This is a genomic window from Enterobacter oligotrophicus (assembly GCF_009176645.1).
Classification (GTDB): Bacteria; Pseudomonadota; Gammaproteobacteria; order Enterobacterales; family Enterobacteriaceae; genus Enterobacter; species Enterobacter oligotrophicus.
Genome location: NZ_AP019007.1, coordinates 3,964,530 through 3,988,924 on the forward strand (window position 1 = coordinate 3,964,530; position 24,395 = coordinate 3,988,924).

Below are 24,395 nucleotides of genomic sequence, written 5' to 3' on the forward strand. Positions count from 1 at the left end.
GTTGAACGGTGTCGTTTTACGACACGTGCTGCAGAAACTCCTGCAAACGCTGACTTGGCGGGTTCGCAATAAGTGCTTGTGGATTGCCGTCTTCCGCAATACGGCCTTTATCAATGAAGATCAGACGGGACGCCACCTTCTCAGCAAAGCCGATTTCATGGGTCACGATAACCATCGTCATCCCTTCTTCGGCCAGATCCTGCATGACTTTCAGCACCTCGTGACGCAGCTCAGGGTCGAGGGCGGAAGTGGGTTCATCAAACAGCATCATTTTCGGCTTCACCGCCAGCGCACGGGCGATCGCCACACGCTGTTGTTGACCACCGGACAGCTCAGAAGGGTAGTGGTGCGCTCGCTCCGCGAGGCCGACCTTCGCCAGCAGATCTTTTGCCAGCGTTTCGGCGGCAGCTTTACTGGCTCCGCGCACGCGCAGTGGGCCAAACATCACGTTTTCCAGCGCCGTCAGGTGTGGGAAGAGGTAGAACTGCTGGAACACCATGCCCGCTTCCTGGCGGATCAGGCGCTCGTCCACTTTCGGATCATTGACCTTAAGGCCATCAACAATCAGATCGCCGCTGGTGATCTCTTCCAGCTTGTTGATGCAGCGTAACAGCGTCGATTTACCGGAACCGGATGGCCCGATAATCACCACCACTTCACCCTGTTTGATGTTCAGATCAATATTGTGCAGCACCTGGGTTGGCCCAAAGTGCTTGGAAACGTTTTTAAATTCAATCACAGGATTTTCATCCTTCTTTCAAGACGACGCAGAACAAAGCTCAGAACCAGCGTGATAATCAGGTAGACAACGGCGACCGCACTCCAGATTTCCAGCGCACGGAAGTTGCCAGCAATAATTTCCTGACCCTGACGGGTCAGCTCAGCTACGCCGATCACAATGAACAGCGACGTATCTTTAATGCTGATGATCCACTGGTTACCGAGCGGTGGCAGCATGCGGCGCAGTGCCAGCGGCAGAATAACGTGGCGGATGGTTTCGCGACGGGAAAGCCCTAATGCCAGACCCGCTTCACTGAAACCTTTGTGGATCGACAACACCGCGCCACGGGTGATTTCCGCAATGTAGGCACCGGAGTTGATCATGATGGTCACAACGGCCGCGCTGAACGGATCAATGCGCAGATCGGTAAAGGCCATTGGCAGGGCGAAATAGATGAACATGACCTGCACGACAATTGGCGTGCCGCGGATCACTTCGATGAAAACCAGCGCGATGTGGTTAGCAATCCAGCCGCCATAGGTGCGGGCGAAACCGGCAACAAGGCCGATAATCAACCCGCCAACCAGACCGAGGACCGAAATCCACAGGGTCATTTTAGCGCCTTCAAGCAAGAGAGGAATGGCAGGCCAGATGGCGCTCCAGTCAAACTGCATGATGTATTCCTGTATACCGTGGTGAAAAACAAAAAATGTAGGCCCGGCAAGCGTAAGCGCTACCGGGCGTTACAAACCTGAATTCAGGCTGAATTATTTAGGCTCAGAACCGAACCATTTTTTATAGATTTCGTTGTACGTACCGTTCTCTTTCAGGGTTTTCAGCGCGCCGTTGACTTTATTACGCAGGTCGTCGCTGCCTTTCGGGAATGCAATACCGTACTGCTGTGCTTCCAGAGATTCACCAACTGCCTTGAACTTGCCGTTACCTGCCGTTTTGATGAAGTACAGGATGTTTGGCGTATCGTGCAGAACCGCATCAGCGCGGTTGGTGCCCAGTTCCATGTAGGCGTTATCGATATTCGGGAACTGGCGCAGGTCTTTGGTTTTGATGTTGGCTTTCGCGTAATCAACGGAGCCGGTGCCGCTCTTCACTGCCACCACTTTACCGTCGAGATCTTTTACGCTTTTCACGTCGTTGTTATCGGCTTTCACCATCACCAGCAGGCCGCTTTTGTAGTAGCCGTCAGAGAAGTCGATCGCTTTTTTACGTTCGTCAGTAATGGTGATACCGGCCAGCGCCAGGTCAACGTTTTTAGTTTGCAGCGCCGGGATGATGCCGCTGAAGTCCATTGGCTTCAGGGTGTAATCCAGCTTCAGTTCTTTCGCGATGGCGGCCCAGAGATCCACGTCGAAACCAACGTATTTATCACCCTGTTTGAATTCAAACGGAACGAACGCCGTGTCAGTTGCTACAACAAGTTTGTCGGCGGCCTGAGAAGACACCGCAAAAGCCAGGGTAAGTGCAGCCAGTGAAACTTTAAATACAGACTTCATAGCATTTCCTTTTATATCCACGGGGCGATCCCCTGCGAGAACGACTGGCACAATGAAAGAATCGTGCCAACTTTACAAGTCATTGTTTTGAAAAGGGGATGATGTCACGCATTGCACAATAAACGTGGCAATGATGTCGAATTGCACCAATATGGAGCACCGTTTTGGTGCGCTTCGTTTTGGACAACTAACGGGGTGATATTTAGCGCAGATTCTGACGAAAAAACAATCTTACATTAACCGTTGTGTGAGGTGATTATTACATTTCATTCACTTTTGCCCCGTTGCAGGGCCAAAGTCCGCACCATAAATGTGCAAAACCCCCGCCAGAGGCGAGGGTTTGAGAGGAAATTCGTATGGTTTATTCGATGTTAGACTCGATAAACCACAGGAATTGATCCAGGTCGCGAGACGCGGCGGTGAAGATATCCGCAGTGTCTTCGTCTTTGGCTTCACCAATCGCTTTACGGACATCGTTAGCCACGATGGCATAGCGATCGGCCAGCTCTTTCAGGTGATCCTGAACGGTGTGGATATCCAGCGGATAGCTTTTCAGCGGCGTTTTGCTGTTGATAACCTGCGTTGTACCCAGCGCCACGCCACCTAACTGCACGGCGCGTTCTGCCATCGTGTCAAGGTGGGTGACCAGTGCTGTGCGGAAGCCATCCAGCATTTCATGAACGGCAATAAAGTTTGCACCGCGCATATTCCAGTGGGCCTGTTTGGTGATCAACGACAGGTCGATGAACTGGAGCACCTGGCGATTCAGCAACTCAATCGTCGCTTTTTTATCACTGTCCGGTACATCGTTACGGGTATAAAGCAGATTAGACGCTTTCGTTTTCACCAGTTTAGCGGTACTCATAATCTCATATCCTCTTGATGTTTGTGTCCCAGGTAATTACGGAACTAAGTATAGCACCGGATTTTTCGTCTGCGGCTTGGCTCTGCCTATCGGTTTAATAGCGAGAAGAGGCTTGAATTAGTAACATCATGAAAAATATATAATTATTAAAAATTGATGCAGATCAATCTTAATTCATCCTTCTGCAAAGCAGCGGGGAACATATTTCGTCTTTATGACAAAGAGTGTAAGGAATTAAAGAATAGCCGGGATGGAGCATTATTCTGCATGGCGCTGAAGCCATGCAGAATATACGCCATTAATTGATATCTACTTTATTCACTTTAGGTTCAGGGCGCATGGTCAAGGTAGACCCCATTGAGGCTGCAATAATTGAGCAGAGCGCCAGCGTCTGTGTGAATGTCAGGGTTTCGCCGAGGAAAACCATACCGGAAATAGCGGCCAGGGCAGGCTCCATGCTCATCAGCGTACCAAATATACGCGTAGGCAGCCGCGTCAGGGCTATCATCTCCAGCGAGTAGGGAAGTGCCGTTGAGAGCACGGCTACGGCCAGCCCCACCGGTAAGATGGACCACTGCCACAGCGATTCCGTTGCCTGAGCCATGCCGAGCGGGACGAAGATAACCGCCGCGATGAGTGAACCCAGCGCAACCGTTGCGGGCCCGTGTTCTTCCCCTGCGCGCTGGCCAGAAAGAATATAGACGGCCCAGCACGCGCCCGCCCCCAGTGCCAGCGCTGCGCCTGTCAGGTCAATATGCGAAACATGTTGGCCCAGCGGCAGCAGGAACCAGAGCCCCAGAACGGCTAACACCACCCAAATAAAATCGACCGGGCGGCGGGAGGAGAAAAGGGCAACCGCCAGCGGGCCCGTAAATTCAAGCGCAACGGCAATCCCAAGTGGGATGGTCTGAATAGAGAGATAGAACATATAGTTCATCGCTCCCAGAGACAGCCCGTAAAAAAGCAGGGGTAAACGTTGCTCTTTTTTGACGCGCAACCGCCAGGGTTTGAAGATCACCACGAGGATGAGTGTCCCTAATGCGATACGCAGTGCCGTGACGCCAGGCGCTCCGACGATCGGGAAGAGCGATTTCGCCAGTGACGCGCCACTCTGAATAGAGAGCATCGCGATCAATATTACAGCCACCGGCAACCATACCGACGTTTTGCGGGATATCCCTGGCATCCTTTCTCCTGTCAATTTATGTCAGATAAGGTAAAAGCCGCAGTGTAATAGAAATATGCGGCAACGGTTGAGCTACTGTTGAAAAAAAACCAGGCAAAATCCGTAAAATAGTTAAGCGTTGCTGGTTTTATCGCCTGTCAGATTAGGAATAATCTGGATGAATGTAACGGTAATGACGCGCACTATTAGCGTTTTAAAGCGGAAATTCTGCGATATTTGAACGAGATAGCTGACAGTGGAAATGTTCTGTTACATGAAAGGTTCCGTTAGACATCACGAATGACAAAGAGTTTCACAAGAATTTTTGATATATTTAAAACTTACGGATTTACTTGAAGCACATTTGAGGTGGTTATGAAAAAAATTGCATGTCTTTCAGCACTGGCTGCTGTTCTGGCCGTTTCCGCAGGTACTGCTGTAGCTGCTACTTCTACCGTAACCGGTGGTTACGCTCAGAGCGATATGCAGGGCGTGATGAACAAAACCAACGGTTTCAACCTGAAGTATCGTTACGAGCAGGATAACAACCCGCTGGGCGTAATCGGTTCTTTCACCTACACCGAGAAAGATCGTTTTGAAGACGGCGCATATAACAAAGGTCAGTACTACGGTATCACCGCGGGTCCTGCTTACCGCCTGAACGACTGGGCAAGCATCTACGGTGTTGTAGGTGTTGGCTACGGTAAATTCCAGCAGACTGAAAACGAAGGTGCTAACCGCACTGCAAGCAACAGCGACTACGGTTTCTCCTATGGCGCGGGCATGCAGTTCAACCCAATCGAAAACGTTGCTCTGGACTTCTCCTATGAGCAGAGCCGTATCCGCAACGTTGACGTTGGCACCTGGATCGCGGGCGTAGGTTACCGCTTCTAATCACTCCGGTGAGTTAATAAAAAATCCGCCCAATGTGGCGGATTTTTTTGTGGAAGATAAAAGCAAAACGGCAACCCCAGGTTGCCGTTTTTAGTGTTTGTTCCCTCTCCCCGTGGGAAAGGGCCAGGGTGAGGGCATCAGGCCGCACGAGTCGGCAGAGTTTACTTACTCTTAATATCAAAAATATCCGTACCCAAATGGTTATAGTCCACTTTCTGTAACTTGAAGTTGGTAATGTAAACTGGCGGCGCTTTTTTGTTTGAGATAAACGGATAATCATTTTTTATCTGCTGTGCAGTAATCCCCGTCCACTGCGAGAAGAATTTCAGGAAATCATTCGCTGAGCGTCGCGCTTTGATGATGCGATGGGCTTTGTCGTCGCTGGAGAGCACCATAAACGGCACCTGGAAATTCTGCTGGAACTTGTCATCATGCGCCAGGTACTGCACCTCTTTGCCACGCTCTTTAAAGGCCAGACCGTGATCCGAGAAATAGACCATCGAGAACGTGTCGCCGGTGTTGCGCAGCTGCGCATACAGCTTGCTGAGCAGGTCGTCGGTTTGCGTCATGGTGTAGAGATAGCATGAGGTCTCTTTCGACTGCACAAACTCCGCGTATTTTCCCCCGGTACGATCGCACGCCTGCGGGTGTGACCCCATCAAATGCAGGACAATCAGCTGCGGCTGGGTGCGTTGGGTCGCAAAGACCTGCGCCGTCATCTTCAGCAGGGCTTCATCTTTGGTATTTTTATCGGCTTCAAAATCACCGCTTTTCAGGAACTGCACTTCGTCAGCACGTTTCGCGATACTGGCGATGGCCGTATCGTATTCGCCAATTTGTCCCTGGTTGGAGAACCACCATGTCTGGAAGCCCGCGCGGTTAGCCAGAGTGACTACGTTATCCTGAAACTGGGGTTTGCCGTCTACCACGCGGTTTAGCGTCAGGCCGAGGGATTTCTGCGTTGAGCCGCTGGCGGCGATGTAGTCGGTAAACAGCGTACCGTTCACGGAACTGGCAAACGGCGTGTTATCCCAGTGGCCGCCAAAAGCACCCAGTGCATCACGACGCGCGCTTTCGCCGATCACCACCACATAGAGATGATATTTAGGCTTCACTGCCAGCACGCTCCAGGTGTCTTTCATATTTGAAAGCTCCGCCATGCGCGCCTGTTCGTCGAGCACTTCCTCATTATTGACCACGACGTCCTTCACAAAGCGGAACACCGGGTAGCCCGTATCTTTCAGCTTAAACACACCGCCCCAGGCCAGGTTTTGTACCGGCGTAACAAAAAATGTTGCCACGCTAAATACCAGGCACAGGTATTCGATTTTGCCCCAGGCTTTTTTCTCTTCCGGTTTACGGCGAACGGCGATGACGCCAAGCGCAAAGATGAAAAGACCAACCACATAGCTGTACCACGGGAAGATGGTCAGGATCTCTGTCGACTCTTCCATGTTGGTGGAGTGCAGCGCCAGCAGGGTATTAAAGTTTGGCGAGCCATAGGCCTGACCAAACGGGAAATAGAAGGCAGCGACCAGCGAACAGATCCCGACGAATGCTTGCTGTACACGCGGCGTACTGCGCCACAGCAGATGAAGTACGCAGGTGAAGGCAACGGCATAAAGCAGGCTAAAGGGATAGCCAAGCGCAAAGTTAATCAGCAGCGATTGCAGAAAGTAAAATCCCGTCCACGGGCTTAAGGCCCGGCTGCGGGTAACAAGTGTTTCTTTCAGGGTTACGTTCATAGATCACTATCATGAAAACGCCATGTGCTCACCCTGGCGTCGAGGGTCAAATCCTGCCTGACAGTGCGTGGAGAGGGAATGAAGGGTCCGCTTCAGCGAGCCGCAAATAGTGCAGGGCTGCAAGAAGATAGTGCGAGCGCGAAATAAGGTCAACAGTTGCTAAACAGATGTTTTGCGAAGGGGGCTGCAAATCCGTGAAAAAGATCGGGAATTGGGCGGCCAAAAGCCAGTTTACAGGGGGAGTGTGACGGAAAAATGAAGCGGCGTACCGCGACGCCGCTTAGTGCGAGGATTTGTCGTCCTGATCGGCTTTGGTGTTGAACATATCGCACAGCATGTTCAGCAGCATTAAGCGCACCTTGAATGGAGAGTGGGTAAACACGTTCATACACCTCTTGAATTCGTTCATATTGCCTCCTGGTTTGAGATCCCTTCGATCCGTGAAGGGTGACTGCATTACATACAGATATAGCACAGGCTATATTGTATAGCTATGGCTAATTCGTTAATTTTTTGTGCTTGTAGAGCTATGGTTTACAATGTGCGCTCTGTTACAGGGCGCTGGGAAGCGTCACCCCACTGAGGAAGCACAATGAACCGTCGCGCAGGTAAGCCAACAACAAAAAAAACGACGCAACTGGTGAATGTTGAAGAACATGTCGAAGGGTTCCGCCAGGTACGTGAAGCGCATCGCCGGGAGCTGATTGATGACTATGTTGAGTTGATCTCCGATTTGATTCGCGAGGTTGGCGAAGCGCGTCAGGTGGATATGGCGGCGCGTCTGGGCGTTTCGCAGCCGACTGTTGCCAAAATGCTAAAGCGGCTGGCGTCAGTGGGGCTGATCGAAATGATCCCATGGCGCGGCGTATTTCTGACGGCGGAAGGTGAAAAACTGGCGCAGGAGAGCCGTGAGCGTCATCAGATCGTCGAAAACTTTTTACTGGTGCTGGGCGTAAGCCCGGAGATTGCCCGTCGGGATGCGGAAGGGATGGAACATCACGTCAGCGAAGAGACGCTGGCGAAGTTCCGCGAATTTACCCGCAAATACGGTCCCTCTGCTGAATGACAATCCCTGGACTGCGGGCTCTGGCTCGCGATCGTTTTTTTCATCTTTTACTCATCACCGGTGCAGGACTCAGCCTCTTTGTGCCGTTTGCGCCTCACACCTGGCCCGCGGCGATTGACTGGCGCACGATCGTTACCCTGAGCGGCTTAATGATGCTCACCAAAGGCGTCGAGCTTAGCGGTTATTTTGATGTGCTGGGGCGCAAAATGGTGCGCCGCTTTGCCACAGAGCGCAAGCTGGCGCTGTTTATGGTCTTTTCTGCGGCGGTGCTGTCAACGTTCCTCACTAACGACGTGGCGCTGTTCATCGTGGTGCCGCTGACGCTCACGCTGCGTAAGCTCTGCGAAATCCCCGTCACCCGTCTTATCATCTTTGAAGCGCTGGCCGTTAACGGCGGTTCGCTGCTCACGCCCATCGGTAACCCGCAAAATATCCTGCTCTGGGGGCGTTCCGGGCTGTCGTTTGCGGCCTATACCTGGCAGATGGCCCCGCTGGCGCTGGTGGTGATGATCTCGTTGATGACGGTCTGCTGGTTTGCCTTTCCCGATAAAAAACTGCAGTACCATAGCGGGACAACCAGCCCGCAGTGGCAGCCGCGTCTGGTCTGGAGCTGCCTGGGTCTGTATATCGTTTTCCTCACGGCGCTGGAGATGAAACAGGCGCTGGTGGGCGTGGTGCTGGTTGCCTGCGGCTTTTTATTCCTCGCAAGACGTGTGCTGGTGAGCGTGGACTGGACGCTGCTGCTGGTGTTTATGGCGATGTTTATTGACGTGCATTTGCTTATTCAGCTTCCGGCGCTGCAAAACGTTCTGCACGGCGTTAGCGGCCTGTCGCAACCGGGACTCTGGCTGACGGCGATTGGCCTGTCGCAGTTTATCAGCAATGTGCCTTCCACCATTCTGTTGCTCAATTATGTTCCCCCAACGACGCTTCTCGCCTGGGCGGTTAACGTCGGCGGATTTGGCCTGCTGCCCGGCTCGCTGGCGAACCTGATCGCCCTGCGGATGGCTAACGATCGCCGCATCTGGTGGCGCTTCCATTTATGGTCGATTCCGATGTTGCTCTGGACGGTGACGATCGGTTTCGGACTATTCCTTCTCATATAGTGCGCTATTTGTCAGTTTATCCTGGCAAATGTATAGCAACGTCCTAGCTTTAGTGAACGGCATAGTGTGATGCCGCTCACTGACAGGACCGTTGCTGACCTATGGCAGAAGATCAAAACTCCCCTGCTGACGAGCAGGAAAACAACAATAACGAACGTAAGCGTCCGGGCAAAAAACCGTTAATCATCCTCGGCATTGTCGTAGTGGTGATGGTGATTGTGGCGCTGGTCTGGTGGTTCTTAACCCGTAACGAAGAGACCACCGACGACGCCTTTACCGACGGAGATGTGGTGACGATTGCCCCTAAAACCGCGGGCTATGTTACCGAGCTTCGGGTGCGTGATAACCAGCGCGTAAAAAAAGGCGATCTGCTGGTGGTTATCGATCCTCGCGATACCACAGCGCAGCGCGATCAGGCTCAGGCTCAGCTTGGGCTGGCTATCGCTCAACTGCACCAGGCGCAGGCGCAGCTGGCGCTCTCGAAAGTGCAATATCCCGCCCAGCGTGACGAGGCCAAAGCGCAGGTGCTGAAAGCCCAGGCGGATATGGCGAACGCGCAGGCGGAGTATCGCCGTCAGCGCGGCGTCGACCCGCGCGCGACCACCCAGCAAAGCATTGATGCGGCTAACGCTCAACTGCGTAGCGCCCAGGCGGGTCTTGCCAGTGCGCAGGCGCAACTGGAAGTGGCGGAGCAGGTTCAACTGCAGATCCGCCAGCAGGAGACCAACGTTGAAGCCCGCCAGCGGCAGGTTGATCAGGCCAAAGCGCAGCTGGAAACGGCGAACCTGAACCTTTCTTACACCGAAGTCCGCGCCCCGTTTGACGGCTTTGTCACCAAACGTAACGTGCAGCCTGGCACGCTGGTACAGGCGGGCACGGCGCTGTTCTCGCTGGTTTCCCCGAACGTGTGGGTCGTCGCGAACTTTAAAGAGTCGCAGCTGGAGCGCATGAAGCCGGGCGATAAGGTAAGCGTCTCCGTGGATGCCTGGCCGGATATGGAACTTGAAGGGCATGTCGATAGCATCCAGCAGGGCAGCGGCTCGCGCTTCTCCGCCTTCCCGTCGGAAAACGCCACCGGTAACTTTGTCAAAATCGTTCAGCGTGTGCCGGTGAAGATCGTGATTGATAAGGGGCTCGATCCGAACAAGCCGCTGCCGCTGGGGCTGTCGGTTGAACCGAAGGTAACCGTGGAATGACGGACCACAGCCACGATAACTGGAAGCCTGCCAGCAACCCGTGGGCGGTGGCGATTGTGGTCACGCTGGCGGTGTTTATGGAGATCCTGGACACCACCATCGTCAACGTGGCGCTGCCGCACGTGGCGGGGTCGCTCTCTTCCAGCTATGACGAATCCACCTGGGTGTTAACCAGCTACCTGGTGGCGAACGGCATTGTATTGCCTATCTCAGCGTTCCTGAGCCGGGTGTTTGGCCGCAAGCAGTTCTTCTTAATCTGCATCGTGATGTTCACCGTCTGCTCGTTCCTGTGTGGCATTGCCACCGAGCTTTGGCAAATCATCCTGTTCCGCGTGATGCAGGGCTTTTTCGGCGGTGGGTTGCAGCCGACACAGCAGTCGGTGTTGCTCGACTACTTCAAGCCGGAGGACAGAGGCAAAGCCTTTGGTCTTTCGTCTATCGCCATTATCGTTGCGCCGGTGCTGGGCCCGACGCTGGGCGGCTGGATCACCGACAACTACTCCTGGCGCTGGGTGTTCTTCATCAATATTCCCGTCGGGATTGTGACGGTGCTGGCGATCTATCAACTGCTGGAAGATCCGCCGTGGGAGAGCAAAGCGAAAGAGAAGCTCACCATCGACTGGACGGGGATCGGCCTGATCGCCCTTGGCCTTGGCTGTCTGCAGGTAATGCTCGATCGCGGTGAAGATGACGACTGGTTCTACTCGAACTTTATCCGCACCTTTGCGGTGCTGACGCTTATCGGCATTATCGGCGCGATCTACTGGCTAATGTATGCCAAAAAGCCGGTGGTTGATCTCCACTGTATGAAGGATCGCAACTTTGCGATCTCCAGCCTGCTGATGGCGGGGATGGCGATGATCCTCTACGGTAGCTCGGTGGTCATCCCGCAGCTGGCGCAGCAGGATTTAGGTTATACGGCGACCTGGTCCGGGCTGGTGCTGTCGCCCGGTGCGGTGCTGATTGTGCTCACCATCCCGCTGGTGCTGAAGCTGATGCCGGTGGTACAGACGCGCTGGATTATTGCCTTTGGCTTTACCTGTCTGGCAGTGTCGTTCTTCTGGTCACGCGCGCTAACGCCGGATATCGATTTCGAAACCCTGGTGCTGTTCCGCAGCGCGCAGTCGATTGGATTGGGGTTCCTGTTTGTGCCGTTGACTACCATTGCCTTTATCTCGATACCGAGACGGCTGAATGCCGATGCGGCGGCGCTGTTCACCATGTTCCGCAACGTGGCCGGGTCGATTGGCATTTCGCTCTCGACGGCCGCGATCACCGAGCGCTCCCAGGCGCACAGCGCGCATCTGGCGTATCACGCTTCGCCGTTTAACGAGCAGTTCCAGCAGGCGATACGCGAAAGCGCCCAGGCAATTCAGAACTTCACTACGCAAGTAGGCGACCCGACGGGCATCGCCACCGGGCGCATGTACCAGACCATGATCGAGCAGTCGCGCTTCCTGGCCTACATTGACGTCTTCACCCTCCTGAGCGCGGTGGCCTTTTTACTGATTCCGTTTTGTTTGTTGCTCTCGCCGGTTAAGAGCGAGGGGAGTGCAGGAGCACACTGATGATACACAGACGTTTACACCCTCTGATGATAATGCTGCTGCTGGCGGGCTGCGCCGTTGGCCCGGACTATCAGCAGCCTGCGCCACCTGCCGTCACGCACTGGAACGACAAGGCCGACAGCGAGGTGAAATCGCAAACTACCTCCGCCGCGACCAACCCGCGCTGGTGGAAAACCTTCGGCTCTCCGCAGCTCGACAGCCTGGTTGAACGCGCCATCGCCGGAAATTTATCCCTGCAGCAAACGGTGCTGCGCATCGCCGGTGCGCGTGAGCAGATTAACCAGGCGGGCGGGGCGTTTTTCCCGTCGGTGAACGGCAATCTGCAGGCAACGCGCCAGCAGCTTGGGCTGGAAGGGGAGCTGAAATCCCACGGCGTGTATGACCAGCTGGATAATGTCGATCCTGAACTGCGGGGCGCGCTAGGCCCGCTGACGCAGCCGATTAACCTTTATCAGGGCAGCTTCGATGCGCAATGGGAAATCGACCTGTGGGGCAAGGTGCGCCGTCAGGTGGAAGCCGCCGAAGCGCAGCAGAAAGCGGCGATAGAGCAGCGTAACGACGCGCTGGTATCGCTGGAAGCCGAAGTGGCGCGGGCGTGGCTGCAACTTCGCGGTGCCCAGAGCATTATCGCGACCCTGAATACCCAGATTGAAAGCGCGCAGCAGACGCTGGATCTCACCGAAAGCCGCCAGCGCGGCGGGCTGTCGCCACAGATGGATGTGGAAAATGCGCGGGCGCAACTGGGGAATCTTGAAGCGCAGCTGCCGCAGTATCAGGCGCAGGAGCGGCAGGCGATGAACGGGCTGGCGATCCTGCTCGGCAAGCCGCCGGGGGCGCTGGATGGTGAACTTCAGTCTGTGCAGCCGATGCCCGCGCTGCCGGATATCGTGCAAACGGGTATTCCGTCAACCCTGGCGCGCCGTCGCCCGGACGTGCGCGAAGCGGAGGCGAATCTTCATGCCGCGACGGCGCAGATCGGCGTTTCGGTGGCAGAGCTGTTCCCGAGTTTTACCCTTTCCGGGCAGTTTGGTCTGCGTAACAGCGAGAGCAACTGGCTGACCGACTGGAGCAGCCACTTTTACAGCTTCGGTCCGCAGGTCTCCATCCCCATCTTCCAGGGCGGGCGGCTGGTCTCCAGCGTGAAGGTCGCGCGTGCGCAGCAGGGTGCAGCGGTGCTGGACTATCGTCAGACGGTGCTCACCGCGCTCGGAGATGTCGAGAACGCGCTGGTCAGCTATCGTACCGATCAGCAGCGTGAAGCGGGGCTCGCGAAAACCATCGATGCGCTGCAAAACGCGTTTGATCTGGCGAGCGACAGCTACCGGCAGGGGATCGCCAGCTTTATTGACGTGCTGGACGCCCAACGCCAGCTGGCGCAGGCCGGGCAGCAGCGTGCGCAGGCGCAGGTACAAAGTGCGCTTGACCTGGTGGCGCTCTATAAAGCGCTCGGCGGCGGCTGGGAGCCGTATCAGCAGGTGCAATTACCGGATTACAAGGTCTTTGGCGACGCCCCGCGCGGATAAAATTCAGAGGATTGGGCAAGAAACGGACAGGAACGCCACATTCGCGATGGCTGAGCGGGGGGTATAACTATCTGGAACCCAATCGACATGCGAGGAATACCTTATGCGTTATCAAAAACTGGGCAATACCGGTCTGTTCGTTTCTGAACTCAGCCTCGGCACCATGACCTTCGGCGGGGAAGGCGGCATATGGGGAAAAATTGGTCAATTGCAGCAGAGCGACGCCGAGCAACTGGTGGGCCGTGCTCTGGATGCCGGGATCAACTTTATCGACACCGCAAACGTCTACTCGGAAGGGCGCTCGGAAGAGATCACTGGACAGGCGCTGAAGAACCTGAAAATTCCGCGTGAGAACGTGGTCGTGGCGACCAAAGTATTCGGTGAAACGGGCACGGCGGGGGTGAACTCGCGCGGCAGCTCGCGCTATCACATCATCAGCAGCGTGAAGGAGAGCCTGCGCCGTCTGCAGCTAGATCATATCGATCTCTATCAGTTACATGGTTTCGACCCCGCAACGCCGATCGAAGAGACGCTCTACGCGCTGGATAACCTGGTACAGCACGGTCACGTGCGCTACATCGGCGTCTCTAACTGGGCGGCGTGGCAGATTGCCAAAGCGCTGGGCATTTCCGAGCGTTTGGGACTGGCGCGTTTCGCGTCGCTGCAGGCGTATTATACCATCGCCGGGCGCGACCTGGAGCGTGAACTGGTGCCGATGATGCAGAGCGAAGGCGTCGGGTTAATGGTCTGGAGCCCATTGGCGGGCGGCCTGCTGAGCGGGAAATATGGCCGCGACGGACAGAGTGAAGCCGGTGGTCGCCGCCTGGAATTTGACTTCCCGCCAGTGGAAAAAGATCGTGCCTTCGACTGCGTGGACGTGATGCGCACAATTGCTGACAGCAAAGGCGTTTCCGTGGCGCAAATTGCCCTGGCGTGGCTGCTGCATCAGCAAGTGGTGACCAGCGTGATCATTGGCGCGAAACGCGTCGACCAACTGGATGACAACATTGCTGCAACCGGTATTCATTTAAGCGAAGACGAACTTAAGCAGCTTGATGCCGTCAGCGCGCTTCCACGCGAATATCCTGGCTGGATGCTGGAGCGTCAGGGTGAATACCGTCGTAATCAGCTCGCGCAACAATAACCTTCCTTAGCTTTCATTACCCCCGGTGGCGCTTCGCTTACCGGGGCTACGTTCCCTGGTCATTATTTCAATCCATCTCACAAAAAACGATCCTCCCCTTTGATCATCATTTCATCTTCGCCTATATGACTAGTCATGAGTTTTTAAATGACTAGTCATATAGGGAGAGAGCATGAACAATTCGCTGCCAGCCAATTTTTTATGGGGCAACTCGGTGTCCAGCATGCAGACGGAAGGGGCATGGAATGAGGGCGGGAAAGGCATGTCGGTGTACGACATTCGTGAAGCCGGAGAAAACATCTCCGACTGGAAAGTAGCGACCGATTCCTACCACCGTTATCGGGAAGATTTCGACCTGATGCAGGATCTGGGCATGAACTGCTACCGCTTCCAGATCTCATGGAGCCGCGTCTGCCCGCAGGGCGACGGCGAGTTCAACGACGAAGGCATCGCGTTTTATGACCGCTTTATCGACGATCTCATTGCCCGCGGCATCGAGCCGATGATCTGTCTCTATCACTTTGATATGCCGCTGGCGCTGGCGCAGGAGTACAACGGCTTTAACGATCGTCGCGTGATGGAGGCCTTTATCCGCTACGGCAAAAAGATGATCGACTGCTTCGGCGACCGTGTGAAGTACTGGCTGACCTTCAACGAGCAGAACATCTTCCATATGTCGGAAGCGTTCCGTATTTCCGGTTATATGAAAGGGGAGAAAACCCTGCGCGAGCTGTACGAGCTGCAGCACCATGCGATGGTGGCGCATATGGCGCTGACCGAGTATCTGCACCAGACCAAACCGGGCCAACTGATGGGCGGTATGCTGGCGCACCAGCTGATCTACCCGGCCACCTGCAAACCGCGCGATATCTTTTGCGCCCAGCAGTATGACGAATTCCTCAACCAGAACCTGCTGCGCGTCTTTGCCGGCCAGGGTTACAGCCCGGCAGTGATGGCGGTGGTTGAGCAGGAAGGTTTTGGCGATATCTATCGTGCCGGGGATTTAGCGCTACTGGCGCGCACCAAAAATGACTTCATGGCCTTCAGCTACTACGCCAGTAAAACGCTGGACAGTGACGCTATTCCGGAAGGCACGCCAGTCAACTATTACCTGCTGCACGGCGAGAAGAACAACCCGTACCTGAAAGCGACCGAGTGGAACTGGCAGATCGATCCGCTGGGCTTTCGCACCATCATCACCCGCTACGCCAACGACTGGCGCATGCCAGTGTTCCCGATTGAAAACGGTATCGGGGTCATTGAGTCCTGGGACGGCGTGAACCCGATTGAAGACACCTACCGAATCGACTATCACCGGGCGCATATCGACGCCATGAAAGCGGCGATGTTCGAGGATGGCGCAGAGGTCATTGGCTATCTCGGCTGGGGCTTAATCGACATTCTCAGCTCGCAGGGTGACATGCGCAAGCGCTACGGTGTGGTCTATGTCAACCGTGAAAACCATGACCTGAAAGACTTAAAGCGTGTGCCGAAGAAAAGCTACGCCTGGTTGAAACAGGTTATTCATACCAACGGACGCGAGATGTAAGCCGTACGCTGCCGGGCCGTTTTTGTGACTGATTGATGGGAAACATCCGCTATGTCTGATACAAAAATAACACCGCATATGCAGTCCTTTGTCGACAGATTTGTAGAGTTCTCGGCGCGCCTGGCAAACCAGGTGCATCTTCGCTCCTTGCGCGATGCCTTCGCCACGGTGATGCCGATTTTCATCCTCGCCGGATTAGCGGTGCTGGTGAACAACGTGGTGTTTCCGTGGATCTTTGAAGGCGACACGCTCACGCAGTTTAAGGTGTGGGGCGAGGCGATTATCAACGGCACGCTGAACATCGCCGCGCTGTTGCTGGCCCCGATGATTGCCTGGTCTCTGGCGCGTAACAAAGATTTCGACAATCCGGTCTCGGCAGTGGTTATCGCCGTCAGCAGCTTTATTATCATGATGCCGATGCGCCTGCAGTTGACGCCCGTCGGCAGCGATGCGGCGGTCAACGTTACGCAAGTGCTGACATTCGCCAATATCGGCTCCACCGGCATTTTCGCCGGGGTGCTGATTGGGTTACTTTCAACAGAGCTGTTTATCGCCATTTCGCGGCTCAGGGCGCTGCACATCTCACTGGGGGAAAATGTGCCTCCGGCGGTAAGCAAATCCTTTACCGCGCTGATCCCGACCATTCTCACGCTTTCTCTGTTTGCGGTGCTGGCGGCAGTGCTGGCAAATGTGTTGCATACGGATTTAATCCATCTGATCACCACGTTTATTCAACAACCGCTGCGGCTGATTAATACCAGCCTGCCGGGGACGATTTTCATTTACAGCTTTGGTAACTTCCTGTTCACGCTCGGTATTCATCAGTCGGTGGTTAACAGCGTGGTTCTGGAGCCGCTCCTGCTGATTAACACTAACGAAAATATGCTGGCCTTCGCCAACGGTCAGCCGATTCCGCATATCATTAATAATATCTTTGTGCCGACGTTTGGTATGGTGGGCGGCACCGGCAGTACCATCTCGCTGCTGATTGCCATTTTTATCTTCTCGCGGCAACAATCGGCGAAGCAGGTGGCGCGCTTATCGCTGGCACCGGGTCTGTTTAACATTAACGAGCCGGTAATTTTCGGCCTGCCGATTGTCTTTAACCTGCCGCTAATGATCCCGTTTGTGCTGTTGCCTGCCATTGGTATCTATTTTGCCTGGCTCTGCACCACGCTGGGGTTGATGTCGCGCTGTGTGGTGATGATCCCATGGACCACACCGCCCGTTCTTAGCGCCTGGCTGGCGACGGCGGGGGACTGGCGGGCAGTGGTGGTGCAGTTGGCAATCATTACATTTGGTGTATTCTTCTACCTGCCTTTCCTCAAAATAGCCGAGAGAGTGGCATTGAAAAATAGCGGGACAGCAAACTAATCAGAAGGGAAGGACGATGGCGGCGAAGTACATCACCATAGCGCGGGAAATTAAAAAACGCATTATCAGCCAGCAATATGCCGCCAATGAACCGCTGCCGGACCAGTTTGCGCTGGCGGCGGAGTTCAGTACCAGCCGGATGACCATTCAGCAGGCGATGCGCCAGTTGATCGTTGAAGGGCTGGTTTATACCCGTCAGGGGCAGGGAACCTTTATTCGAAAAAACTTCCTGCAATTGTCGCAGTGGGATCTCTCCGGCAGCGACTATTTTGGCGCGACGAAAACCTGGGAACATCTGGGGACGGTAAGCAGTCAGGTGGTCCATTTCGAGCTGCGCTTCCCGAACGAGAAAGAGCAGGCCTCGCTGATGATAAATGCGGATACACCGATCTATGATTTCATTCGTCTGCGCCTGCTAAACGGCGAGCCGATGTCGCTGGATTCCACGGTGATGCCGCTCAACCTGGTGCCTGGTCTGAATAAAAGCCACCTTGAAGGCTCGGTATTTCAGTACGTTCAGGAGACGCTGGGGTTGAAAATTATGGGCTCCTATCGCGTAGTGCGCGCGTTAAAGCCGAATGCGCTGGATATGCAGCACCTGATTTGCGAGCAAAGCGATCCGGTGCTGGAGGTGGAGCAGGTGATCTATCTTGAAGATGGTACGCCGCTGGAGTATGCCCACTGCCACTATCGGTACGACCACGGCGGGATCGTGATCGTGAATAACGGATAAAAAAAAGCGGGCATCGAAGCCCGCTTTTTTAATGTTTCGCGATTAATTCAAACGCACCGGCATACCGGAACGGTTCTGAATCGCCTGATCAACCACGGCCGTTTCGACATCCGGCTGAGAGGTGACGGTCTGTACCGCACTGGTCAGATTAATCGGTACGATTTCGTTGTTGTTAATCTGGTCTTCGCTGGTGGACAGCGGGTTGTGTACTTCGATGTAACGGCTACCGTCCGGTTCGGAGGTCGCTTTAACCGGTTCGTTAATGAACTGGACGCGGGTGCCGACCGGCACGTTTTCGAACAGGAACTTGATGTCGTCGTTACGCAGACGCACACAGCCGTGGCTGACGCGCAGGCCGATACCGAAGTTAGCGTTAGTGCCGTGGATGGCATACAGACGACCAATGTACAGCGCGTACAGACCCATAGGGTTATCCGGGCCTGCAGGCACAACGGCCGGCAGCGGTTCACCCGCCGCGATGTATTCTGCGTGCATTTTGGCCGTTGGGGTCCAGGTTGGGCCTGCTTTCTTACGCTCCACTTTGGTCGTCCAGTTCAGCGGGGTGTCTTTGCCCAACTGGCCGATACCGATTGGCAGCACGATCACGGTGTTGGTGCCTTTCGGGTAGTAGTACAGACGCATTTCCGCGCTGTTGATCACGATACCTTCATGTACGGTATCCGGCAGGATCAACTGCTGAGGAATGTTCAGCACCGTACCGGCTTTTGGCAGATACGGGTCAACGCCTGGGTTGGCTTCCAGCATGTTAGACAGACCGAGCTGGTACTGTGCAGCGAAGTATTCCAGTGGCTGAGAGTTGCCTTCCGGCACAATCACCACCTGGTTTTGACCCACCAGACGGCTACCGTCTGTCGGCAGGGGATACGTCACCGCAGACGCGGTCTTACAAAAACCTACTACGGCTAACGCCGCCGCAAAAAGCGTTGTTAATTTCATGTTCATGTTGTGCGAGGTATCTGAGCCACTCTGGCGATTGGTTGAATAAGTCTGAATCTGTGATGGGAGCGCATTATATGTGCATTCCCGCTAACAGGGAATTCAGATGTGTACGAAATCACATTTTTTTCGAATTTGTTAAAGTTTAGTGGATAGTCGCAACACGGGATCTCAATTCGGAATTGTGGCATAAGGCTGTGTTTATCGCACTTTCACTGCCATCTCCGTGTTAGTTATCAGCAACGTCACACTCTCCTCGATTTTTGACACATAAGCAAAATTGGAGCACTGGCTCGTAGCCAGGCGCATATGCCTGTGAGTTCATTCTCCGCATGAGCGCTGAAGCGTGATGGGAACGGTAGAGAGTTTATCATGGGCACTTACAATCGGTTTAGCAGGAGCCAGATGCGGTTTAAAATATCCTTTAAGTAAAGGGTATATTTGCTAATCTATTGATAATTATATTGTTAGCCTTAAATGATGATCTTGCATCATCGTGCCTTTGCTAAGTAATCCTTAGTGAAATTGTATCTATAAACTAAGAAAATCTTAGTGAAAGAATTGGGCTGAGGTTTTTATGCTTATAAAAAGGCTGAAAGAAGCACGTCTTAGGGCAGGGCTTTCCCAGGAAAAACTGGGGATACTTGCTGGCATTGATGAGGCTTCAGCCAGTGCAAGAATGAACCAATATGAGAGAGGAAAGCACGCGCCTGATTACGAAATGGCTAATAGATTAGCGAAGGTGCTGCAAGTTCCCGTTTCCTACTTTTATACACAGGAAGACGATCTGGCACAGGTGATTTTAAAATGGAGTGAATTAAGTGAATCAGAAAGAAAGACATTTCTACTTTCTGATAAAGACGAGGACTGAATAAGTAAAATTCTAATTTATAATAATCACAGGAATGAATCATGATGAAAGTAGTAAAAATGGTGAAGATCCCGCCTTTAGCTCAAGATGATGATTTGGAGTTTGAGGCGCTATCAGAAAAAGGCCAGGTCGGTCATATAAATAAATCTATAGCTCATTGGTTTAGTGATTATTATGCAGGTTATAGTAATCGTTTTAATAGTTATGAATATATACAAAATTATATTCAAAAGGAGCATTTAAATTGGGATTTTGCTCCTAATACTAATGTGATTGCGACAAAATTTTCTGCCCAGTTGAGATCGTTATCTTTAAAGGATTTCTCATTTTTACTGTGTCATACTGGTTATATACCCGAAATATATAAAGCTGACTCAAGCCAGGAGACACTTTACTCTAAATTAGTTGAAGCAATGGTGAATGAGTGGGCTATTCGAATGGGTTTTATCTATTCATCATTGCCTACTCAGAAATCAAGTAAAGAAGATATTACTATTTCGGATGGGAACAATATTATTGTTGCTGATGCTAAATCTTACCGTTTAGGAAGAAGCCAGGCTGCGCCAAATGTAAAAGATGCACTCAAAAAAGGAGATATCGCAAAGTGGTTGGCGTATTATGATCAATCCAGGTATAACCGTATCGGTGGGCTTGTAGCATTTCCATCACAACATGACTGGAAGAACGGAAGTGATTTTTATCTATATTTGACAGATAAAAGTTCTCCAATCATCATGTTGTTTTATGAGCATATGGCTTTTATGCTATTAGCAGGCATGAATAAAGATGATTTGTTGGGCTTTTATCGTAATCATAAAGACATTTTCCCGAATGAAGTATTTAATAAAGTTGGATCAAGAAAAATATATTTTGATAAGTTAGAACAACATTTGCTTAATTGTGGAAAATTAAAATGGTCTGAGTTCTCAGAAACTGCTGACGTAATAGCAAGCGAAAAAGCTACATCAACACTTTTATCGTTAAATAATTTCCTGACAGAGGAAAAAGCGAGGGCTCTTACATGGGCCGAGTCTCTTTCTGCTGATGAGGCAAAAAGGCAGCTAGCTGATATAAAATATCAGCTAGGCAATCAACATCTTTTAAGGCAAAGAGATAATATTAGTTTTTTCAGGAAGCTAATCAAATAAAGATATAGTCTGTTTTGACTTTGAAAGTCTTTCATTCATGATCGAAAAAGTATTTAAATCTTTTTCGATCATAATAAAATCTCGATTTAAATTCATTGCAGCTATTGCGGTTGAGCCGCTACCTGCAAACGGATCTAAAACAACTTGTCCAGGAACAGTAACTAATGAAATTAACGTCTCTAACAATTTTACTGGTTTCTGAGCATCATGAAGCCCACCTTCTTTAGGTGCCATCCCTATCTCAAGTACATTATTAAAATGTCCAGTCATTTCTTCGAACGCAAATTGATTATATGCACCCAGTTTATGCTCAAGAACGTTGTCAGCAATGGTGTGTTTATAAGGTTTGAAACACCATATGATTGGCTCAAAAACAGGTCTTAAGTTACCAATACGCCAACCATCCCAGTGAAGGGACTCTTCCTGCATCCCTCTACGCTCATAAACGATACTTAATCGCTGCGCTCTATGAGTAGCTTTAGGTTTTATCCAGGATAACATGTCTCTGAAGTTAAAGCCGGCATCCTCTAATGCGACAATGCATCTTGGCGCAAATCTTCTGCCAGCAAAAACAAAGGCTGTACCGCCAGGTTTTAAAACCCTTAACCATTCAGATGCCCATGTTTGACACCATTGGTAGTATTCAACTGGAATTTTTCTATCAGCATCTGACCATCCATTAATTGGTTTTCCTCTGCGTTTAAAAACAGCTCCTGCTTGTTTTTGGGCTGGACTGTTTCCTAAGTATGCTGTATTCGTGTTTTTATGTAATACATCCCAGTCGTCAGCACCTATACCATAAGGAATGTCACTCAGAATAAGGTCTATACTATTAGCTTCTAGTTTTTTTAACTCGTTTATTGAGTCTGCATTTATTAATAACTCTTTGCGCATTTCATTTTAACCTTAAAAAGATGACGAGCGTATATTAACACATGGCAGAGTAACAGTAAAATTCATTAAAACTGCTTGCTGATGTTCACGGTGCCTACGGTAGTTCATAATATTCGTCATTATATTTTGCCAGTTTATAGCCATCCTCTGGTATTTTAATAATATGGAGTTTTCATATTAATTACTTTTATAAATGTCGAACCCGAATTTTATGTTTGTTCTCTTGTAAATGATTAAATTGTATAAATTTTTTATGAGCTAAAAATATCGTTTTGTTTGATATAAACGATATCGTATGTTTCTCTGTTCCGATCCATCTTTCTCCGTAATTCTCTTCAGACAAGGGTAACTGATAACACTTACCCGGTCGTTGACAGTCCCCCTGGTTTAGTCAGCAGCGAAGCGATAGAGGTACTGTTTTGCAGGATCGATTTAACGATCTGTAGAGTCATGTCGATGCTTTTGCGATCCGATCTTGCTCGATTGCTTCGGGCGTATCAGCGAGTAAGGGTCTGTTTCCCTCTTTGTATGCTGAGATTCCGAGGTTTTGAAAGCTCTTCTCTGATAGAATCAAAGTATTCGCATGTGCATACTGTTCAGCTCAGCAAGTTCTGTTTGGCGTCTTACCGGAACGCTTCGTTCTTGCTTCTTTGATGAGAATCTTATGTAAGAGTATGCTTATATTTTTTGTTTCATAACCATCTCAGTAACTTACAAGAGAGTATCAATTTTGCTTCTTTGCAACAACGTCACTATGCAGTTTGGCAGTAAGCCGCTGTTCGAAAACATTTCCGTCAAATTTGGCGGCGGCAACCGTTACGGCCTGATTGGTGCCAACGGTAGCGGCAAATCCACCTTTATGAAGATCCTCGGCGGCGACTTAGAGCCAACGCTTGGCAACGTATCGCTCGACCCTAACGAGCGCATCGGTAAGCTGCGTCAGGATCAGTTCGCCTTCGAAGAGTTCACCGTGCTTGACACCGTGATCATGGGACACGCGGAGCTGTGGGAAGTGAAGCAGGAGCGCGATCGCATCTACGCGCTGGCGGAAATGAGCGAAGAAGACGGCTACAAAGTGGCTGACCTCGAAGTACAGTACGGCGAAATGGACGGCTATTCTGCGGAAGCGCGTGCGGGTGAGCTGCTGCTGGGTGTCGGTATTCCTGTTGAACAACACTACGGCCCGATGAGCGAAGTTGCGCCAGGCTGGAAGCTGCGTGTGCTGCTGGCGCAGGCCCTGTTCTCCAACCCGGACATCCTGCTGCTCGACGAACCGACGAACAACCTGGACATCGACACTATCCGCTGGCTGGAGCAGACGCTGAACGACCGCGACAGCACCATGATTATCATCTCGCACGACCGTCACTTCCTGAACATGGTTTGTACCCACATGGCGGATCTGGACTACGGCGAGCTGCGCGTTTATCCGGGCAACTATGACGAATACATGACGGCGGCAACCCAGGCGCGTGAGCGTCTGCTGGCGGACAACGCCAAGAAGAAAGCGCAGATTGCGGACCTGCAATCCTTCGTCAGCCGCTTCAGCGCCAACGCCTCTAAATCGCGCCAGGCAACGTCACGTGCGCGCCAGATCGACAAAATCAAGCTGGAAGAAGTTAAAGCCTCCAGCCGTCAGAACCCGTTCATCCGCTTCGAGCAGGACAAGAAGCTGTTCCGTAACGCGCTGGAAGTGGAAGCCCTCACCAAAGGCTTCGATGACGGTCCGTTGTTCAAAAACTTCAACCTGCTGCTGGAAGTGGGCGAGAAGATTGCCATCCTCGGTGCCAACGGCGTGGGTAAATCCACCATGCTGAAAACCCTGGTAGGTGAACTGCAGCCGGATAACGGTACGGTGAAATGGTCAGAAAACGCGCAGGTTGGTTACTATGCGCAGGATCATGAATATGAGTTCGAAAACGATCTGACCGTCTTTGACTGGATGAGCCAGTGGAAGCAGGAAGGTGACGACGAGCAGGCGGTGCGCAGTATTCTGGGACGTCTGCTGTTCAGCCAGGACGACATCAAAAAGCCTGCTAAAGTGCTTTCCGGCGGTGAGAAGGGCCGTATGCTGTTCGGTAAGCTGATGATGGAAAAACCAAACATCCTGGTGATGGACGAACCCACCAACCACCTGGATATGGAATCTATCGAATCGCTGAACATGGCGCTGGAGATGTATCAGGGTACGCTGATCTTCGTCTCTCACGATCGTGAGTTCGTTAGCTCGCTGGCGACCCGCGTGATCGAAATTACGCCAGAGCGCGTGGTGGACTTCACCGGTAACTACGAAGATTACCTGCGCAGTAAAGGCATCGAGAGTTAAAAAAATAGCCGGGTGGCGGCTTCGCCTTACCCGGCCTAC

22 protein-coding genes are annotated in these 24,395 nt (G+C 52.3%); 13 read left to right on the forward strand and 9 right to left on the reverse strand.

Annotated features, from left to right (window positions below):
• Positions 1-16: 16 nt before the first annotated feature.
• The 5 genes from glnQ to rhtA form a co-directional block, all read right to left on the reverse strand.
• Positions 17-739: a glutamine ABC transporter ATP-binding protein GlnQ gene (glnQ, locus tag EoCCA6_RS18995; protein WP_152083961.1), complete on the reverse strand. Its 723-nt coding sequence runs from the start codon at positions 737-739 to the stop codon at positions 17-19.
• On the reverse strand, positions 736-1,395 hold the full coding sequence (gene glnP, locus EoCCA6_RS19000; RefSeq protein ID WP_003858462.1) for a glutamine ABC transporter permease GlnP: 660 nt from the start codon (positions 1,393-1,395) through the stop codon (positions 736-738). Before glnP ends, glnQ begins: the two co-directional genes overlap by 4 nt.
• A gap of 93 nt (positions 1,396-1,488) precedes the next feature.
• Entirely contained in the window at positions 1,489-2,232 is a 744-nt protein-coding gene (gene glnH, locus EoCCA6_RS19005) for a glutamine ABC transporter substrate-binding protein GlnH (protein ID WP_152083962.1), read from the reverse strand.
• 361 nt (positions 2,233-2,593) lie between these two features.
• Positions 2,594-3,097 (reverse strand): DNA starvation/stationary phase protection protein Dps, encoded by a 504-nt coding sequence (gene dps, locus EoCCA6_RS19010; protein WP_152083963.1) that lies wholly within the window; start codon positions 3,095-3,097, stop codon positions 2,594-2,596.
• 298 nt (positions 3,098-3,395) lie between these two features.
• A complete protein-coding gene (rhtA, locus tag EoCCA6_RS19015) occupies positions 3,396-4,283 on the reverse strand; it encodes a threonine/homoserine exporter RhtA (protein WP_152083964.1) in 888 nt (295 codons plus the stop codon).
• Between the two features lie 354 nt (positions 4,284-4,637).
• Here rhtA and ompX point away from each other — a divergent pair, with 354 nt between their 5' ends.
• Positions 4,638-5,156, forward strand: a complete 519-nt coding sequence (gene ompX / locus EoCCA6_RS19020) for an outer membrane protein OmpX (protein WP_152083965.1) — start codon at positions 4,638-4,640, stop codon at positions 5,154-5,156.
• Between the two features lie 161 nt (positions 5,157-5,317).
• Here the strand turns inward: ompX and EoCCA6_RS19025 are convergent, their stop codons facing one another.
• Both EoCCA6_RS19025 and mntS read right to left on the reverse strand, forming a co-directional pair.
• Entirely contained in the window at positions 5,318-6,901 is a 1,584-nt protein-coding gene (locus tag EoCCA6_RS19025; RefSeq protein ID WP_152083966.1) for a phosphoethanolamine transferase, read from the reverse strand.
• A gap of 280 nt (positions 6,902-7,181) precedes the next feature.
• The gene (gene mntS / locus EoCCA6_RS19030; RefSeq protein WP_152083967.1) at positions 7,182-7,310 is read right to left on the reverse strand and encodes a manganase accumulation protein MntS; all 129 of its coding nucleotides are present in this window, start codon (positions 7,308-7,310) and stop codon (positions 7,182-7,184) included.
• 183 nt (positions 7,311-7,493) lie between these two features.
• On the opposite strand from mntS, the gene mntR reads away from it, so the two are divergent.
• The 9 genes from mntR (at position 7,494) to EoCCA6_RS19075 (ending at position 18,160) form a co-directional block, all read left to right on the forward strand.
• Positions 7,494-7,967, forward strand: coding sequence for a manganese-binding transcriptional regulator MntR (mntR, locus tag EoCCA6_RS19035; protein WP_152083968.1), 474 nt, complete (start codon positions 7,494-7,496; stop codon positions 7,965-7,967).
• Positions 7,964-9,073, forward strand: coding sequence for an anion transporter (locus EoCCA6_RS19040; RefSeq protein WP_152083969.1), 1,110 nt, complete (start codon positions 7,964-7,966; stop codon positions 9,071-9,073). The genes mntR and EoCCA6_RS19040 overlap by 4 nt, the downstream gene beginning before the upstream one ends.
• 101 nt (positions 9,074-9,174) lie before the next feature.
• Positions 9,175-10,269, forward strand: a complete 1,095-nt coding sequence (locus EoCCA6_RS19045; RefSeq protein ID WP_152083970.1) for an HlyD family secretion protein — start codon at positions 9,175-9,177, stop codon at positions 10,267-10,269.
• Positions 10,266-11,837, forward strand: a complete 1,572-nt coding sequence (locus EoCCA6_RS19050; protein WP_152083971.1) for a DHA2 family efflux MFS transporter permease subunit — start codon at positions 10,266-10,268, stop codon at positions 11,835-11,837. Before EoCCA6_RS19045 ends, EoCCA6_RS19050 begins: the two co-directional genes overlap by 4 nt.
• The gene (locus EoCCA6_RS19055) at positions 11,837-13,360 is read left to right on the forward strand and encodes an efflux transporter outer membrane subunit (protein ID WP_152083972.1); all 1,524 of its coding nucleotides are present in this window, start codon (positions 11,837-11,839) and stop codon (positions 13,358-13,360) included. The genes EoCCA6_RS19050 and EoCCA6_RS19055 overlap by 1 nt, the downstream gene beginning before the upstream one ends.
• 103 nt (positions 13,361-13,463) lie before the next feature.
• Positions 13,464-14,504, forward strand: coding sequence for an aldo/keto reductase (locus EoCCA6_RS19060; protein WP_152083973.1), 1,041 nt, complete (start codon positions 13,464-13,466; stop codon positions 14,502-14,504).
• A gap of 172 nt (positions 14,505-14,676) precedes the next feature.
• Positions 14,677-16,053 (forward strand): glycoside hydrolase family 1 protein, encoded by a 1,377-nt coding sequence (locus tag EoCCA6_RS19065; RefSeq protein WP_152083974.1) that lies wholly within the window; start codon positions 14,677-14,679, stop codon positions 16,051-16,053.
• A 51-nt stretch (positions 16,054-16,104) separates the two neighbouring features.
• Positions 16,105-17,427, forward strand: a complete 1,323-nt coding sequence (locus tag EoCCA6_RS19070) for a PTS sugar transporter subunit IIC (protein ID WP_152083975.1) — start codon at positions 16,105-16,107, stop codon at positions 17,425-17,427.
• Between the two features lie 16 nt (positions 17,428-17,443).
• Entirely contained in the window at positions 17,444-18,160 is a 717-nt protein-coding gene (locus tag EoCCA6_RS19075; RefSeq protein WP_152083976.1) for a GntR family transcriptional regulator, read from the forward strand.
• Between the two features lie 42 nt (positions 18,161-18,202).
• On the opposite strand, the gene ldtB is transcribed toward EoCCA6_RS19075, so the two are convergent.
• Complete coding sequence (gene ldtB / locus EoCCA6_RS19080; protein ID WP_152083977.1) at positions 18,203-19,123, reverse strand: L,D-transpeptidase; 921 nt, start codon at positions 19,121-19,123, stop codon at positions 18,203-18,205.
• A gap of 571 nt (positions 19,124-19,694) precedes the next feature.
• Between ldtB and EoCCA6_RS19085 the strand changes: the two genes are divergently transcribed.
• Both EoCCA6_RS19085 and EoCCA6_RS19090 read left to right on the forward strand, forming a co-directional pair.
• Positions 19,695-19,988, forward strand: coding sequence for a helix-turn-helix domain-containing protein (locus EoCCA6_RS19085; protein ID WP_152083978.1), 294 nt, complete (start codon positions 19,695-19,697; stop codon positions 19,986-19,988).
• Positions 19,989-20,029: 41 nt separating this feature from the next.
• A complete protein-coding gene (locus EoCCA6_RS19090) occupies positions 20,030-21,136 on the forward strand; it encodes a HindIII family type II restriction endonuclease (protein WP_152083979.1) in 1,107 nt (368 codons plus the stop codon).
• On the opposite strand, the gene EoCCA6_RS19095 is transcribed toward EoCCA6_RS19090, so the two are convergent.
• The gene (locus tag EoCCA6_RS19095) at positions 21,125-22,030 is read right to left on the reverse strand and encodes a DNA-methyltransferase (RefSeq protein ID WP_152083980.1); all 906 of its coding nucleotides are present in this window, start codon (positions 22,028-22,030) and stop codon (positions 21,125-21,127) included. The genes EoCCA6_RS19090 and EoCCA6_RS19095 overlap by 12 nt on opposite strands.
• Positions 22,031-22,760: 730 nt before the next feature.
• Here EoCCA6_RS19095 and EoCCA6_RS19100 point away from each other — a divergent pair.
• Entirely contained in the window at positions 22,761-24,356 is a 1,596-nt protein-coding gene (locus EoCCA6_RS19100; RefSeq protein WP_152083981.1) for an ABC-F family ATPase, read from the forward strand.
• The last annotated feature ends 39 nt before the right edge of the window (positions 24,357-24,395 follow it).